Below are 13661 nucleotides of genomic sequence, written 5' to 3' on the forward strand. Positions count from 1 at the left end.
CACGGTAAAACGATGCGAAAGGCGGTCCTTCGGGGCCGTCTTTTTTGTGCGCGGCGGGGTATCATGGATGGGAAAAGCCGATAGCGGCAGCGACAGGAAAGGTGGCCACGTATGGCAGACGTCGACAACAGGAACCGTAACCGCAGGTCCAACCGAGCGGGTCAGCCCAATCCCAAGCGCGAGGCCCGTGCCAAGGCCGCCGAGCGTCACGTGGCAACTGTGTCCGAAGCGTGCGCCAAGGATATCGAGCGTTCGCTTGCCGGTGTTCGCGAGTTTGACGGTATGCCTGCCGGCTTTGTCGCGGCGATGAAGGCCAAGGTTCAGAGTGCTGTGGCCCCCGAAGAGCAGGTCGCCGAGGACGTCGAGAACGCGGAGACTGCCGAGGTCGAGGCAGCGCCCGAGACCGAGGCGGCGCCCGAGCCCGTCGAGGAGCCTGCCGAGGAAATCGCCGAAGCTGAGTCCGCGCCTGCTGAGGAGCCCGCTCCGGTCCTGCCCGAGGTCACTGTGCTTGATGCCTCCGCCACGCAGGCAATCCTCGATAACGGTCGCGGCTATGCGCAGTTCTGCGACATGGCCGTGCTCGCCTTTGCTTCGTTTACCAATCCGGGCGGTGGATATATTCAGGGTTATCTGGGCCAGGAGGCCACGCTGTGCGCCGATTCGTATCTGTACAACGTTCTCGATAGGCAGCGTAAGTGGTACGGCGAGAACCGTCGCCGCAACATCAACTGCGAGCTCTATCGTAACCGTGCCCTAGTGGTGCCTGCGGTGCGCTTCGACCGCAACCACGTGCATGCATACGCCGACGTGATCGTGGCCGCCGCGCCCAACGTTAAGCGCGCCCGCCAGGAGTATCGCGTGAGCGACGATGCTCTGCTGGATGCCCTGCGCGACCGCATTCGCTTTGTGCTCGCCATCTGCGACGAGTTGGGTCGCGAGAAGCTCGTGCTGGGCGCATGGGGCTGCGACAACAACGGCTTTGATGCCGAGGCCGTGGCCGAGCTCTTCCGCAAGGAGCTCGCATCGGGCGACTTCAAGGTCAAGCAGGTCTTCTTTGCCGTGCCCTCTACGCGCTGGGACGAGGACTTCGCCAAATTCGAGCACGTGCTGGCAAACTTCCCCGAGCGAAACGAGGAGTCCTATGCCCAGGTTGCCGCCCGCGCCGCAGCCGCCCGTGCCGCCGAGCAGGCTCAGGCCGCTGCCGAGGATGACGAGGATGACGACGACTGGCGCAAGTACCTGTAAACGGTGCTCGTGATGCGATATACCGAGCCGACGGGAGAGGCTGCTCCTGTCGGCTTTTTATTGAGTGGGGAGCTTACGATGAAAAACGTTCTGTGCTTTGGTGACAGCAACACCTATGGTTACGATCCGGCGGGCATGCGCGACGGTACCGCGGTGCGCTATGCGCAGGATGTGCGCTGGTGTGGCGTGGTCCAACGTGACTTAGGCGAGGGCTGGCATGTAATTGAAGAAGGCCTCAACGGCCGCACGACGGTACGCGACGACATGTGCCATCTGGACACTAACCTCAACGGCATTCGCGCGCTTCCGATGCTGCTCGAGGCCCATAAGCCGCTGGACGCCATTGTGATCATGCTGGGCACCAACGACTGTAAGACGGTCTTTAACGTGACAGCTTCCGATATCGCCCGTGGCGCCATGGCGCTGATTCGCGCCGTCCGCGCGTTTCCGTGGACCGACGCTGCGCCTTGCCCGCGCATCCTGTTGATGGCTCCTATCAAGATCAAGCCGCAGATCGCCGATGTATATATGACCGATTTTGACGAGCGTTCCGTCGAGGCATCTGAACATTTTGGCGAGTACTATGCGCACGTGGCCGAGCAGTTTGGCTGCGACTTTTTGAATGCCGCCGAGTTTGCCGAGCCGGGCGATATCGACTATCTGCATATGATGCCCGAAAGCCACGAGAGCTTGGGACATGCCGTGGCAGCCAAGCTCCAAGAGATGCTCGGTGAGTAGCACGGCCCCAAACCACCACAGAGTTCCCCTTGCGGGGGCTTGTTTCGTTTGTTTGTCTTGATCTGTAACAGTTCCAAGGCCGAAAACGGGCTAGATGTTACAGATTAAGATTATTTAGGTCGATATCGATTGTTTGTCTTGATCTGTAACATCTAGGGTCGATTTTGCCGAGTTACTGTTACAGATCGAGATGTTTGTGGGAGCCACCGCAAAGGTGCCTGTCCCCTTTGCGGCGGTTTTGGGCTGCGAATCTTAATATTGCCACATGTGGTTGACGGGGCCGGAGCCTTTGCCCATGTTCAGGCCGGCGGCCAGAGCGCCTGTCAGGTATGCCTTGCCGGCGTTGACGGCATCGGCAAGATCCATGCCCTGGGCCAGCGCGCAGGCGATGGCGGACGAAAGCGTGCAGCCGGTGCCGTGTGTGTTGTCGGTCTCGATGCGCTTGTGGCGGAACCACGTGGTGAGCGGATCGCCCAGATGGTTGCCCTCGTCATCGAGTGGCGCGGGTTCGGCCAATACATCGTTGGCCTCGTTGACAAGATGCCCACCCTTAACGAGGGATGCGCAACCAAAGCGGCGGGTGAGGAGCATGGCAGCATTTTGCTGTGTGCGCTCGGAGTCGACCTCGTAGTCAAGCAGGGCCATGGCCTCGGGAATATTGGGCGTGATGACGGTTGCTAGTGGGAACAGGCGGCGGGTGAGCGCCTCGGCGGTATCATCGGCAATCAGCCGTGCGCCCGAGGTGGCTACCATGACGGGGTCGACGACCACGTTTGTCGCGTTCCAGGCGCTCAGGCGGTCGGCGATAACCTCGATAATCTCGGCAGAGGAAACCATGCCGATCTTGACGGCGCTGGGGCGGATATCGTCAAATACGGCGTCGATCTGCGCAGCGACGATATCAGGGGAGATATTCTGCACGGCGGTGACACCGAGCGTGTTTTGTGCGGTGATGGCGGTGATGGCCGTCTCGGCATACAGGCGGTGTGCCGTGATGGTCTTGATGTCGGCCTGAATGCCGGCGCCGCCGCTGGAATCGGATCCTGCGATGGATAGAACGGCAGGTACCTTACTGCGATCCATGTTCGCTCCCTTGTTCGGTCGGAATCAAATGGGTCTTTAAGCCAGCATTATAAAGATGCCCGGGCCGGCTCTATGACGAACCCGGGCGAGCGATGCAATCTTTACGCAAATGTAAGCAAATGTTCACACGTCAACAATTGACGAACACCATGTTACCGATTGTGGCTCCGGTGACGAGTTAGTCCTCCATGCCGAGGTCGATCGTCGTGCCTTCGAACACCTTGTTAACGGTGCGGACGGCGCACATCTTGCCGCACATGGTGCAGGTGCCCTCGGTGGCGGCGGGGGATTCTTCGTAGCGTTTCTTGCCGGTGACCGGGTCGAGAGCACACTTCCACATGGCATCCCAGTCGAGCTTGCGGCGTGCCTGGCCCATCTTGTCGTCCATGTCGCGGGCGTGCGGCACCTTCTTGGCGATATCGGCGGCGTGCGCGGCGATCTTGGTGGCCATGAGGCCGTCGAGCACGTCCTTGGCGTCGGGCAGGCACAGGTGCTCGGCGGGCGTCACGTAGCACAGGAAGTCGGCACCGGAGCTGGCGGAGATGGCGCCGCCGATGGCGGCGGTGATGTGGTCGTAACCCACGCCGATATCGGTCACCAGCGGCCCGAGCACATAGAACGGGGCATTGTGGCACAGGCGCTTCTGCAGTTTCATGTTGGCGGCGATCTCGTCGAGCGCCATGTGACCCGGGCCCTCGACCATGACCTGGACGCCGGCGGCCCAAGCGCGCTTGCACAGCTTGCCCAGCTCGATCATCTCGGCGGTCTCGGTGGCATCGTTGGAGTCGTAGAGGCAGCCCGGGCGGCAGGAGTCGCCGAGCGAAATCGTCACGTCGTACTCGTGGCAAATCTCGAGCAGCTCGTCAAAGTACTCGTAGAAGGGGTTTTCGTTGCCGGTGACCTCCATCCAGCCAAACAGCAGCGAGCCGCCGCGGCTCACGATGTTCATCAAGCGGCCGGTCTCCTTAAAGGTCTTGGTGACCGACTTGTTGATGCCGCAGTGGATGGTCATAAAGTCCACGCCGTCCTCGGCGTGCGCGCGCACGACCTCGAACAGGTCATCCTTGGTCAGCTTGACCAGCGGCTTTTCCATATAGCCGATGGCGTCGTACATGGGGACGGTGCCCACCATGAGCGGTGTCTCGTCGATGAGCTGCTGGCGGAACTGGCGCGTCTTGCCCGAGTTGGAAAGGTCCATGATGGCGTCGGCGCCAAAGTCCTCGGCGATCTTGACCTTCTTCCATTCCTCGGCGGCATCGGCTTTATCGCCCGAGATGCCCAGGTTGACGTTGACCTTAGTAGACAGGCCCTCGCCGACACCAAAGGCGCGCATGCCTTTTTTGATGTGCACGATGTTGGCGGGAATGGCGATGCGGCCGTCGGCCACGCGCTCGCGGATGTACTCGGGGTCGCGATGCTCGCGCTCGGCGACTTCCTTCATCTGCGGCGTGATCTGCCCGGCGCGGGCGAAGTCGATTTGCGTGACGAGCTTGGGCTCGGTCTGTGTGCTCATTGGCACAGCTCCCTTCGTTGGCATTACCCATATCAGGTTTGCGGGTCAGGGCGGGCGCGCCCAGTCTCAGCCTGCCGTCTTGTCCTGCAAGCTCCCCGTTTATGTAATGGGCTCAAGTATAGCTCGAATGGGTACGATTGGCCTAACGAGCGTGCCTGTGGGGAGGCGAACATGGAAGACAAGCATCTATATCGAGAGACGCAATGGGATGTATCGGCCGAGGAAAGCCGTGCGCACCATGGCCTTGTCGCGATTGGTTTTGCGGTGCTTGCCGTGCTGGTGATTGCCTTTTGTATCTGGACGTTTGGCGGTCACGGCGGCGCTGCATGGGAGTTCGAGGCCGACGATGCCCTGCCGATCATGACAGTGAAGGTTACGGGCGGCAATACCGTTGCCGCGCCGGGCGACTATTGGTATCCGCGCGACGAGTTTGTGCAGCTGCAGTTGAGCGGCGGGTCTATTCCGGGCGAAGAAATCGAACGCGTGACGTATGATGCGGCGCTCAAAACGCTGGCGGTGAAGCTCAAGAATCAGGGCGACGTGCCTACGACTATGGATATCGCGCTGACGGAATGGCGCTTGGAGCCCCCATCGGGTGTTGCGGTGTCCGAGGTAGAGCACGTTAAGATTACCTACCAAAATGGCTCGACAAACGAAGTTGCCAAAGCCGACGGCTTGGCGGAGTAACGGGGGGGGGTTGGAAACGGCGGGCCTATTGTGCCTGCGCGTTCATGAAAACCAGAGTGTTTTCGTCTGAAAGCTCGGGGATGTGACGATAGCCGATGTTGAATGCGGTAAGCCCGCTTGCATCCTCGAGCTTGCTTTCAGCCATCCACCGCACCATGGAGCCGCGCGCCTTTTTGCTGGCGGTCGACCGTTGGATGGGCTTCCCGTTGCGGATACCCTCGCCAAAGAGGCATGTGACGGCCGTAGCGTCGCCCGCGAGATGGGGCAGAGCGGCTTTGGCATACTCTACGCTGGCGAGGTTGACGATCGTAGTGTTTGAGCCCGCCGGGGCGATAGCCCGCGCGAGCTTGTCGCTCCAAAACGCGTAGAGATCTCGGGCATCGTCAACGGCGAGCTTCGCGCCCATCTCCAGCCGATACGGTTCAACGGCATGAAAGGGGCGTACGCATCCGTAAAGGCCCGAGAGAATCCACAGATGGTCTTGCAGCCATGCGAGCTGCGCGGAATCCATCACCTCTGGTGCCATGCTCTGGTACTGAATGCCGTGATAGGACATGATGGCAGGGGAGATGCGGTACGCGATACCGGAATCGGCAAGATCGTCGTTTCCCAAGATGGGCTCGAACTCATGCAAAATGTCGAGACAAGGGGCCAGCAGCTTGTCGCTGACGTTCCATAGAGCTTGTAGGCCGCTGTCGCCTTCGGTTCGTTCGATGTCCAAGAGCGCATGGTGCAGCTGGGCGGTCTCGCGCGCAAAGGGCGGAATCCCCTGAACTTCAAAAGCATCTTGTGCCGCGCGCATTTGCTTGGCGGGTGAAACGATGACCTGGAGCATGAACTCTCCTCTGCCAAAAAAGAAGTTGCGGTGGAATACAGTCTGTTTTGGCCGTTTATGGGCCAGTTTAGTCCGTATTTCACCGCAACTGATGAAGGGTTGGTTAGGCGCGCTCGAGGAAGGCCTTGTAGCCGCGGTAGGCCTCGTAGATGTCGGCCTTGTTGGCGACCTCCCACAGGGCGTGCATGGATAGGACGGCAACACCGGAGTCTATGACGTTCATGCCGTACTTGGCCATGATGTAGGCGATGGTGCCGCCGCCGCCCGCGTTGACGCGGCCGAGCTCGCAGGTCTGGAAGTCCACGCCGGCCTCGTCCATGATGTCGCGGACGAGGGCCACGTACTCGGCGTCGGCGTCGTTGGAGCCGCCCTTGCCGCGGCTGCCCGTGTACTTGTTAAAGCACAGGCCGCGACCCATGAAGGCTGCGTTCTTGGTCTCGAACTTGCCGGCGTAGCCCGGGTCGAAGCCGGCGGACACGTCGGAGGAGAGCATGCGGCTGCGGGCGAGTGCGCGGCGCAGGGCCAGCGGGCTGTCCTCGCCGGCGAGCGTCATGATCTCGGCGACGGTGTTCTCGAAGAAGCGGCTCGTCATGCCGGTGGCGCCCACGGAGCCGATCTCCTCCTTGTCGACGATGAGCGTGATGCTCGTGCGCTCCACGTTGGCGACGTTGATCTGGGCGAGCATGGAGGGGTAGGCGCAGACGCGGTCGTCGTGGCCGTAGCCCAAGATCATGGAGCGGTCGAGGCCCATGTCACGGGCGGGGCCGGCGGGCACGACCTCGATCTCGGCGGAGAGGAAGTCCTCCTCCTCGACGTCGTACTGCTCCTTGAGGATATCCAGGAACATCTGCTTGACGGGCTCCTTGGGAGCGTCCTTGTCGTCCTCGTCAAACTTGACGGGGCGGCCGCCCACAATCACGTCGAGGATCTCGGCGTCGACGGCGTCCTTGGCGGGCTTGGCCATCTGCTCGCTCGAGAGGTGGATCAGCAAGTCGGAGATGGTAAAGACCGGGTCGTCAGCCTTGTCACCGATGTTGATGTCGACGGTGGTGCCGTCCTTTTTGCAGATGACGCCTACGAGTGCGAGCGGGGAAGCGACCCAGTGGTAGCTCTTGACGCCGCCATAGTAGTGCGTGTCGAGGTAGGCCATGTCGCCGGCCTCGAAGGCGGGGTTCTGCTTGAGGTCCAGGCGCGGCGAGTCCACGTGAGCACCCAGGATGTTAAAGCCCTGCTCGAACGGGGCGGTGCCCAGGTTGACGAGCATAAGGTCCTTGCCGTGATTGGCGGCGTACACCTTGTCGCCGGCCTTGAGCGCGCGGCCCTCGGAGATCACGGTCTCCAGATTGACGTAGCCCGCCTCCTCGGCCATCTTGATACCGGTCTTGACGCACAGGCGCTCGGTCTTGTTCTCACTCAAAAACTGCTTGTAGCCGCGGCAAAGCTCCTCGAGCTCCTCGATCTGCTGTGGCGTGTACTTTTTCCATGCGCAGGGACGCTCCATGACGCAGGCTCCTTTCGGATCGATCGTGCTGGTTGATGTACCGTGAGCCATCGTATCACGCGCGGGCCCGCGGCGGCAGGGAAGCCTGATGTGCGGTGGCCGTGGGGCGGGGAGCGTGTAAACTGGTGTGAGCAAACCGTGCCCAGCCCAAAGCGAGGTATTCAATATGTCTGACAAGCGCCGTACCTTTGCCGTTATCGACGGCAACTCGCTCATGCACCGCGCCTTTCACGCCGTGCCGCCCACCATGAACGCGCCGGACGGTCGCCCCACCAACGCGATCTTTGGCTTTTTGAATATGTTTCTCAAGATGATCGACGCCTTTAACCCCGATGGAGTCGTTGTGGCGTTTGACAAGGGCAAGCCGCGCGTGCGTATGGAGATGCTGCCGCAGTACAAGGCGCAGCGCCCACCCATGGACCCCGATCTGCACGCGCAGTTTCCGATGATCAAGGAGCTGCTCGGTGCGCTCAATGTGCCGATTCTGCAGTCCGAGGGCTGGGAAGGCGACGATATCCTGGGAACCATGGCGCGCTTGGGTGAGGAGGCCGGCTGCGACATGCTGCTGGTGACCGGTGATCGCGATATGTATCAGCTCGTGACCGAGCACGTCAACGTAGTCTCGACCCGCAAGGGCCTGTCCGACGTGGCGATCATGACGCCCGAGAGCGTGGACGATCTGTATCACGGCATCACGCCGGCGCTCGTGCCCGACTTTTACGGCCTGAAGGGCGATACGTCGGATAACATTCCCGGCGTGCCGGGCATCGGCCCCAAAAAGGCGAGCGCGCTCATTGCGCAGTACGGTAGCCTGGACGAGGTCATCGCACACGCCGATGAGGTCAAGGGCAAGATGGGCGAAAACCTGCGCGCACACATCGACGACGCGCTGCTGAGCCGTAAGGTGGCGACCATCCGCACCGATGCGCCCGTTGAGCTCGATTTTGAGGCGACGACTTTCCCGGCGTTTTCTGCCGACGAGGTGTCTGCGGCGCTGGGTACGCTTGGTATCACCGCCATGCAGAACCGTTTCTTGGCGCTGATCGGCGGCGAGGGTGGCGCTGCTGCCACTGCCAGCACGTTTGAGATGCCCGCCGTTTTGCGCGCAGCCGCCGGCGATACTGACGCGCTTGGTGCCGTTGCAGATGAGGTCTCCCGCGCGATTGATGCCGGCGAGTGGGTCGCCGCCGTGGTGGACGACGACAAGGAAGAGGGCGCGCTCTTTGGCCTGACGCGCACGCTGTGGTTGGCGACGTCCAAGGGCCTGTTCTCGCTCGAGGAGGGCGACGGCGGTGCGGCGGCTGAGGTTGAGGGCTTCAACCTCGTCCACGGCGTTATTGCCGGCGTGCTCGCACATCTGTTTATGGAGGGCCGCGTGGCGAGCCCGGATATGAAGGCACTCCTGCATGAGCTTTCGCCCATCGATTCTTCTGAGCTCGAGCTCATGGATCCGCTCGCTGTCGATTCCACGCGTATCTTCGATACCGTGGTCGCTGCCTATCTGCTGGATTCCGACCGCTCCGAGTTTGACGAGGTGTATCTGGCCGATACGTATCTGCAGATGGCGCTGCCTGCGGCGCGCGGCGCAGAGGGTGCTGGCGAGGACGCTCCTGCGCCCGCCGCTCGCACGGCGGCCTTGACGCTGGCGCTGGTTGCACCGCTGCGTGACCGCATGGCCCGCGAGAACGCCGCCAACGTGTTCGATGGGATCGAGATGCCGCTCGTGCCGGTGCTTGCCAAGATGGAGCGCGCGGGCATGCTCGTGGACCCCGACCGCCTGCACAGTCTGTCCGAGGGCCTGGCGACCCAGATTGCCGATGTCGAGCGCAGCATTCGCGACCTGGCCGGCGACGAGACCTTTAACATCGGCAGCCCCATGCAACTCTCGCACGTGCTGTTTGATGTTATGGGACTTCCGACCAAGGGCCTCAAAAAGACCAAGCGCGGCTACTATTCGACCAACGCCAAGGTGCTGAGCGACCTTGCCCGCGACCACGAGATCGTGCGCCTGATTTTGGACTGGCGTGAGAAGTCCAAGATTAAGTCGACCTATCTGGACACGCTGGGCCCGCTGCGCCGTGGTGACGGGCGTGTGCACACCACGTACAACCAGACCATCACCGCGACGGGGCGTTTGTCTTCGAGCGACCCCAATCTGCAAAACATTCCGACGCGCTCGGAGCTGGGGCGTACCGTCAAGACGGCGTTCTCGGCGGGCGAGGGCAGCGTCTTTTTGGCGGTGGACTACTCGCAGATCGAGCTGCGCCTGCTCGCGCATCTTTCGGGTGACGAGCACCTGGTGCGCGCCTTCAACGAGGGCGAGGACTTCCATGCCGAGACGGCCGCGCGCGTATTTGGCGTGCCGGTGTCCGAGGTGACACCCGACCTGCGTAGCCGCGCCAAGGCCGTGAACTTTGGCATCGTGTACGGTCAGCAGGCCTATGGTCTGTCGCAGTCGCTGCACATCTCGATGGCCGAGGCGCGCGATATGATCGATCGCTACTACGAGGCCTACCCGGGCGTGCGCACGTTCCTCGACAATGTGGTGGCGCGAGCCAAGCAGACGGGCTATGCCGAGACCATGTATGGCCGCAGACGCCATATTCCCGAGCTCAAGGCCAAAAACCCACAGCTCCGCGGCTTTGGTGAGCGCACGGCCATGAACCACCCCATGCAGGGCACCGCCGCCGACATCATCAAGATCGCCATGGCCCGCGTAAGCCGCCGCCTGGAAGAAGAGGGTTTTGCCGCCCACATGATCTTGCAGGTACACGACGAACTGGACTTTGAGTGCCCCGTCAACGAAGTCGAGCGCCTCACCGCCATGGTCCGCGACGTCATGGAGCACGTCGTAGACCTACGCGTACCCCTCATCGCCGAAGCCAGTACCGGCATAACCTGGGCCGACGCGAAATAGGGAAGCACTCCGTAAGGCAAGCTCGTCCAAGACGCAAGCCCCCACATACTTAAGATTTGGGACAAACACTACTGATTAATTTGTCCCACAGTAACCAAAGCAGAGGGGAGCCCCTCCCAACAAGGAGCTCCCCTCTGCTCAAATCATTTCAGCTAAGTATCTAGACACTCAAGACGCCATCTTGGCGGCAGGAAAGTAAACCTAGGGCCTGGCCGGGCGGCACGGGTTAACTTTTCGTAGATTCCGCACGCAAAGAAAGCCACTTAATGTGGCTTTCGTCTTGCGCAGGACCTGACCGAGCGAAAAGTTATCCCGTGCCGCCCGGTCAGGCCCGATGGGACGGCTACCGAGCCGCCAGGATGGCGTCGATGAGCGTCAGTACGCCCCCGTCGTTGTTGCTCGGAATGCGCCATTTGGCATGCGCGTTCATGTGCTCCTCGGCATTGTCCACGATAAAGCTATGCCCGACGCGCTCCAGCATGGGGATGTCGTTGTACGTATCGCCCACGGCAGCGGCGTCGGCGATATCGATGCCCAGGCGCTCGCAGAGATGTGCTACGCCCGACCCCTTGTCGACGCCCAGGTTCATAAAGTCGATCCACTCGCGGCCAGCATTGGTGACATAGAGTCGGTCCGAGAATGCCGGGCTGTAGTCCTCGCGAAACGCTGGCTCGGCATCGTAGGCGGGGAAGAAGATCGAAATCTTGTTAGACTCGATGTCAATGCCCTCAAAGCTATCGACGTAGTTGATCGTGTTGTAGTAGACGCTGATCTCGTCGTGGTATTGATGATCGCGGGCAAGTACATAGAACTCGTCGAAGCAGCACAGGACGGGGACAGCGCGCGAATCCTCCGAGGCGCGGCTCAAGACCTGCTGATACAGCGCCACGTCGATAGTGCTCTTATAGATATAGTTGCCGCGGTAGATAACGCACGCGCCGTTATCGGGGCAAAAAGCGATGCGGCTCTTGATGTCCTCAAACATCTCCTCGAGTTTGGGGGCGGGGCGTCCGCTGGCGGGGCAGAACACGATGCCAGCCTCGGCGAGCTTGTCCAGGCGCTCGTCGAGGCCCTGAGGCAGCACGCGCTCGTCGGTCAGTAACGTCTTGTCCATATCGACAGCGAGAATCTTAATGTTGCCGATGTTGGCGTCTGATTCGTAAGTCTGCATAAAACGCGCCTTTCGGTTTCCAGAATGTTTCGGGTGATTGACCCTCTACTTGATAGTCGGGCGTATTTTCGCAGGATTGGCGCATATTTGCATCATCATTCACAAAGTAATGAAAAAACTTTTCAGAAATTTGAATTTGTCGCTTGTACAGCAGGCACTTTAGCGTAATATAGCGACCATCGAAAACGGAGACGGCAAAAGCACCGCTTACCGAGGAAAAGGTACCGTTTGCGATATTAGAATTGCGCCCGGCGATAGGTGAAAGGAGAGGCAGATGCAGTTCGTAAAGATCATCACCACTGCAGACAATGCCATCCGACGCCAGCGCGCAATTTCCCGACGACGATAACAATCGTCTCTGTCCGCATGGGGCGAATTGCCTCAACAGAGTCATTTTGAGGTCGTTGGGTTTTAGCACGACATTGCTGCATGTTTCTAGGGCATGTATGTGCTGATTTTTGCTATTTAACCTGATATTGCACGGTATATGACCTTGAAATGACTTGCAACTGACCGATGTTCTAATTAGCTACCAAGGGCGAAAGGAAACAGCCATGAGCAAGGAAAAAGTCGTTCTCGCATATTCCGGTGGTCTTGATACATCCGTATGTGTCAAGTGGCTCCAGGACGAGAAGAATCTCGATGTCGTTTGTGTCTGCGGCAACGTGGGCCAGGAGGAGACCGGCCTGGACGCCAAGAAGCAGAAGGCGCTCGACCTGGGCGTTCTTGATTGCCAGGTGCTCGACCTGCGCGATGAGTTCTCCGATGAGTTCCTGACTAAGGCCATCGCCGCAAACTCCATGTACGAGAATAAGTACCCGCTGCTCTCCGCCCTGTCTCGCCCGCTGCTCGCCAAGAAGCTCGTCGAGGTCGCTCACGAGTTTGGCGCTACCTACGTCGCCCACGGCTGCACCGGCAAGGGTAACGACCAGGTTCGTTTTGAGGCTGCCGTCAAGGCCCTCGACCCCGAGCTTAAGGTTATCGCCCCGGTTCGCGAGTGGGATCTGAAGTGCCGTCCCGACGAGGTCGCCTATGCTCACGCCCACAACGTGCCGGTTCCCGAGGGTGCCAACGACAACCCCTATTCCATCGACGACAACCTGTGGGGTCGTGCCATTGAGTGCGGCCACCTGGAGGATCCCTGGAACGAGCCGCTCGATGACGCCTGGGTTATGACCAAGAATCCCGAGGACACGCCGGACACCCCGACCTACACCGAGATTGAGTTTGAGGCGGGCAAGCCCGTCGCCGTCGATGGCAAGAAGATGAAACTCTCCGAGATCGTCATCGCCCTCAACAAGATTTCGGGTGACAACGGCTTTGGCCGTCTCGACCTGGTCGAGGATCGTCTGGTGGGCCTCAAGAGTCGCGAGTGCTACGAGGTTCCTGGCGCCCTGACGCTCATCACCGCCCACAAGGCGCTCGAGGACATCTGCGTCGAGGGCGACCTGCTCAAGACCAAGATTAAGCTCGAGCAGGATTGGGCCACCGCCGTGTACAACGGCCAGTGGTACAGCCCGCTCAAAAACGCGCTCGATGCCTTTATGGCCGACACCCAGAAGTTCGTGACCGGCACCGTCCGTCTGAAGTTCTTTAAGGGCAACTGCCATGTCGTCGGCCGCAAGAGCCCGTTTAGCCTGTATGACTACGGTCTGGCTACCTACGACCGCGACACTACGTTTGACGAGAAGGCCAGCGCCGGCTTTATCGAGATCGATACGCTGTCGCTCAAGACGTGGGCTAAGGTCCAGGGCCCCAGCTCTGCTGCCGCCCAGGCCTAGCGCCTCCTTCCTTTGGTATCCGCGCGGCCCATCCGCGTGATACATAACGGGCGCATGGGGTCCCTACCTTTCGTTATGCTTGCTGACACTTCTTAACATCGGTGGCCCCTACGTTCCGCCCGCATATATGATGCCGCGTCTGCGGCTGAGTCCGAGCCCCGCCGGGGTTGTCCGGCGGGGCTCCTCCTAT

At 60.6% G+C, this 13661-nt stretch carries 10 protein-coding genes and 1 riboswitch; of the genes, 5 read left to right on the forward strand and 5 right to left on the reverse strand.

Annotated elements, in window-relative coordinates:
* Window positions 1–111 precede the first annotated feature (111 nt).
* Together AAAT03_RS00735 and AAAT03_RS00740 are read left to right on the forward strand one after the other, a co-directional pair.
* On the forward strand, window positions 112–1245 hold the full coding sequence (locus AAAT03_RS00735; protein WP_124786319.1) for a TIGR02452 family protein: 1134 nt from the start codon (window positions 112–114) through the stop codon (window positions 1243–1245).
* A gap of 78 nt (window positions 1246–1323) precedes the next feature.
* Window positions 1324–1983, forward strand: a complete 660-nt coding sequence (locus tag AAAT03_RS00740; RefSeq protein ID WP_117584214.1) for an SGNH/GDSL hydrolase family protein — start codon at window positions 1324–1326, stop codon at window positions 1981–1983.
* Window positions 1984–2235: 252 nt separating this feature from the next.
* On the opposite strand, the gene thiD is transcribed toward AAAT03_RS00740, so the two are convergent.
* Together thiD and thiC are read right to left on the reverse strand one after the other, a co-directional pair.
* On the reverse strand, window positions 2236–3066 hold the full coding sequence (gene thiD, locus AAAT03_RS00745; RefSeq protein WP_349102351.1) for a bifunctional hydroxymethylpyrimidine kinase/phosphomethylpyrimidine kinase: 831 nt from the start codon (window positions 3064–3066) through the stop codon (window positions 2236–2238).
* A 178-nt stretch (window positions 3067–3244) separates the two neighbouring features.
* Entirely contained in the window at window positions 3245–4579 is a 1335-nt protein-coding gene (thiC, locus tag AAAT03_RS00750) for a phosphomethylpyrimidine synthase ThiC (protein WP_117798206.1), read from the reverse strand.
* A riboswitch (TPP riboswitch) is annotated at window positions 4572–4687 on the reverse strand. It overlaps the preceding gene by 8 nt.
* Window positions 4688–4750: 63 nt before the next feature.
* Here thiC and AAAT03_RS00755 point away from each other — a divergent pair.
* The gene (locus tag AAAT03_RS00755) at window positions 4751–5266 is read left to right on the forward strand and encodes a hypothetical protein (RefSeq protein WP_349102352.1); all 516 of its coding nucleotides are present in this window, start codon (window positions 4751–4753) and stop codon (window positions 5264–5266) included.
* Window positions 5267–5291: 25 nt separating this feature from the next.
* Here AAAT03_RS00755 and AAAT03_RS00760 read toward each other — a convergent pair whose 3' ends face one another.
* Entirely contained in the window at window positions 5292–6101 is an 810-nt protein-coding gene (locus AAAT03_RS00760) for a YaaA family protein (protein ID WP_349102353.1), read from the reverse strand.
* A gap of 103 nt (window positions 6102–6204) precedes the next feature.
* Window positions 6205–7602: an aminopeptidase gene (locus AAAT03_RS00765; protein WP_349102354.1), complete on the reverse strand. Its 1398-nt coding sequence runs from the start codon at window positions 7600–7602 to the stop codon at window positions 6205–6207.
* Between the two features lie 166 nt (window positions 7603–7768).
* Between AAAT03_RS00765 and polA the strand changes: the two genes are divergently transcribed.
* Window positions 7769–10519, forward strand: a complete 2751-nt coding sequence (gene polA / locus AAAT03_RS00770; RefSeq protein ID WP_349102355.1) for a DNA polymerase I — start codon at window positions 7769–7771, stop codon at window positions 10517–10519.
* A 343-nt stretch (window positions 10520–10862) separates the two neighbouring features.
* Here the strand turns inward: polA and AAAT03_RS00775 are convergent, their stop codons facing one another.
* The gene (locus tag AAAT03_RS00775; protein WP_117629407.1) at window positions 10863–11690 is read right to left on the reverse strand and encodes an HAD family hydrolase; all 828 of its coding nucleotides are present in this window, start codon (window positions 11688–11690) and stop codon (window positions 10863–10865) included.
* 554 nt (window positions 11691–12244) lie between these two features.
* Between AAAT03_RS00775 and AAAT03_RS00780 the strand changes: the two genes are divergently transcribed.
* Window positions 12245–13471: an argininosuccinate synthase gene (locus AAAT03_RS00780; protein WP_035138001.1), complete on the forward strand. Its 1227-nt coding sequence runs from the start codon at window positions 12245–12247 to the stop codon at window positions 13469–13471.
* Window positions 13472–13661: the final 190 nt, after the last annotated feature.

The sequence above is a fragment of the Collinsella sp. CLA-AA-H167 genome, from assembly GCF_040095305.1.
Classification (GTDB): domain Bacteria; phylum Actinomycetota; class Coriobacteriia; order Coriobacteriales; family Coriobacteriaceae; genus Collinsella.

Excerpts from the sequence above, each read along its gene's own strand:
- polA (WP_349102355.1), top strand. The coding sequence starts at position 7,769 with ATGTCTGACAAGCGCCGTACCTTTGCCGTTATCGACGGCAACTCGCTC.
- AAAT03_RS00765 (WP_349102354.1), bottom strand. The coding sequence starts at position 7,602 with ATGGAGCGTCCCTGCGCATGGAAAAAGTACACGCCACAGCAGATCGAG.
- AAAT03_RS00735 (WP_124786319.1), top strand. The coding sequence starts at position 112 with ATGGCAGACGTCGACAACAGGAACCGTAACCGCAGGTCCAACCGAGCG.
- AAAT03_RS00740 (WP_117584214.1), top strand. The coding sequence starts at position 1,324 with ATGAAAAACGTTCTGTGCTTTGGTGACAGCAACACCTATGGTTACGAT.
- AAAT03_RS00775 (WP_117629407.1), bottom strand. The coding sequence starts at position 11,690 with ATGCAGACTTACGAATCAGACGCCAACATCGGCAACATTAAGATTCTC.
- thiD (WP_349102351.1), bottom strand. The coding sequence starts at position 3,066 with ATGGATCGCAGTAAGGTACCTGCCGTTCTATCCATCGCAGGATCCGAT.
- AAAT03_RS00780 (WP_035138001.1), top strand. The coding sequence starts at position 12,245 with ATGAGCAAGGAAAAAGTCGTTCTCGCATATTCCGGTGGTCTTGATACA.
- AAAT03_RS00760 (WP_349102353.1), bottom strand. The coding sequence starts at position 6,101 with ATGCTCCAGGTCATCGTTTCACCCGCCAAGCAAATGCGCGCGGCACAA.
- thiC (WP_117798206.1), bottom strand. The coding sequence starts at position 4,579 with ATGAGCACACAGACCGAGCCCAAGCTCGTCACGCAAATCGACTTCGCC.
- AAAT03_RS00755 (WP_349102352.1), top strand. The coding sequence starts at position 4,751 with ATGGAAGACAAGCATCTATATCGAGAGACGCAATGGGATGTATCGGCC.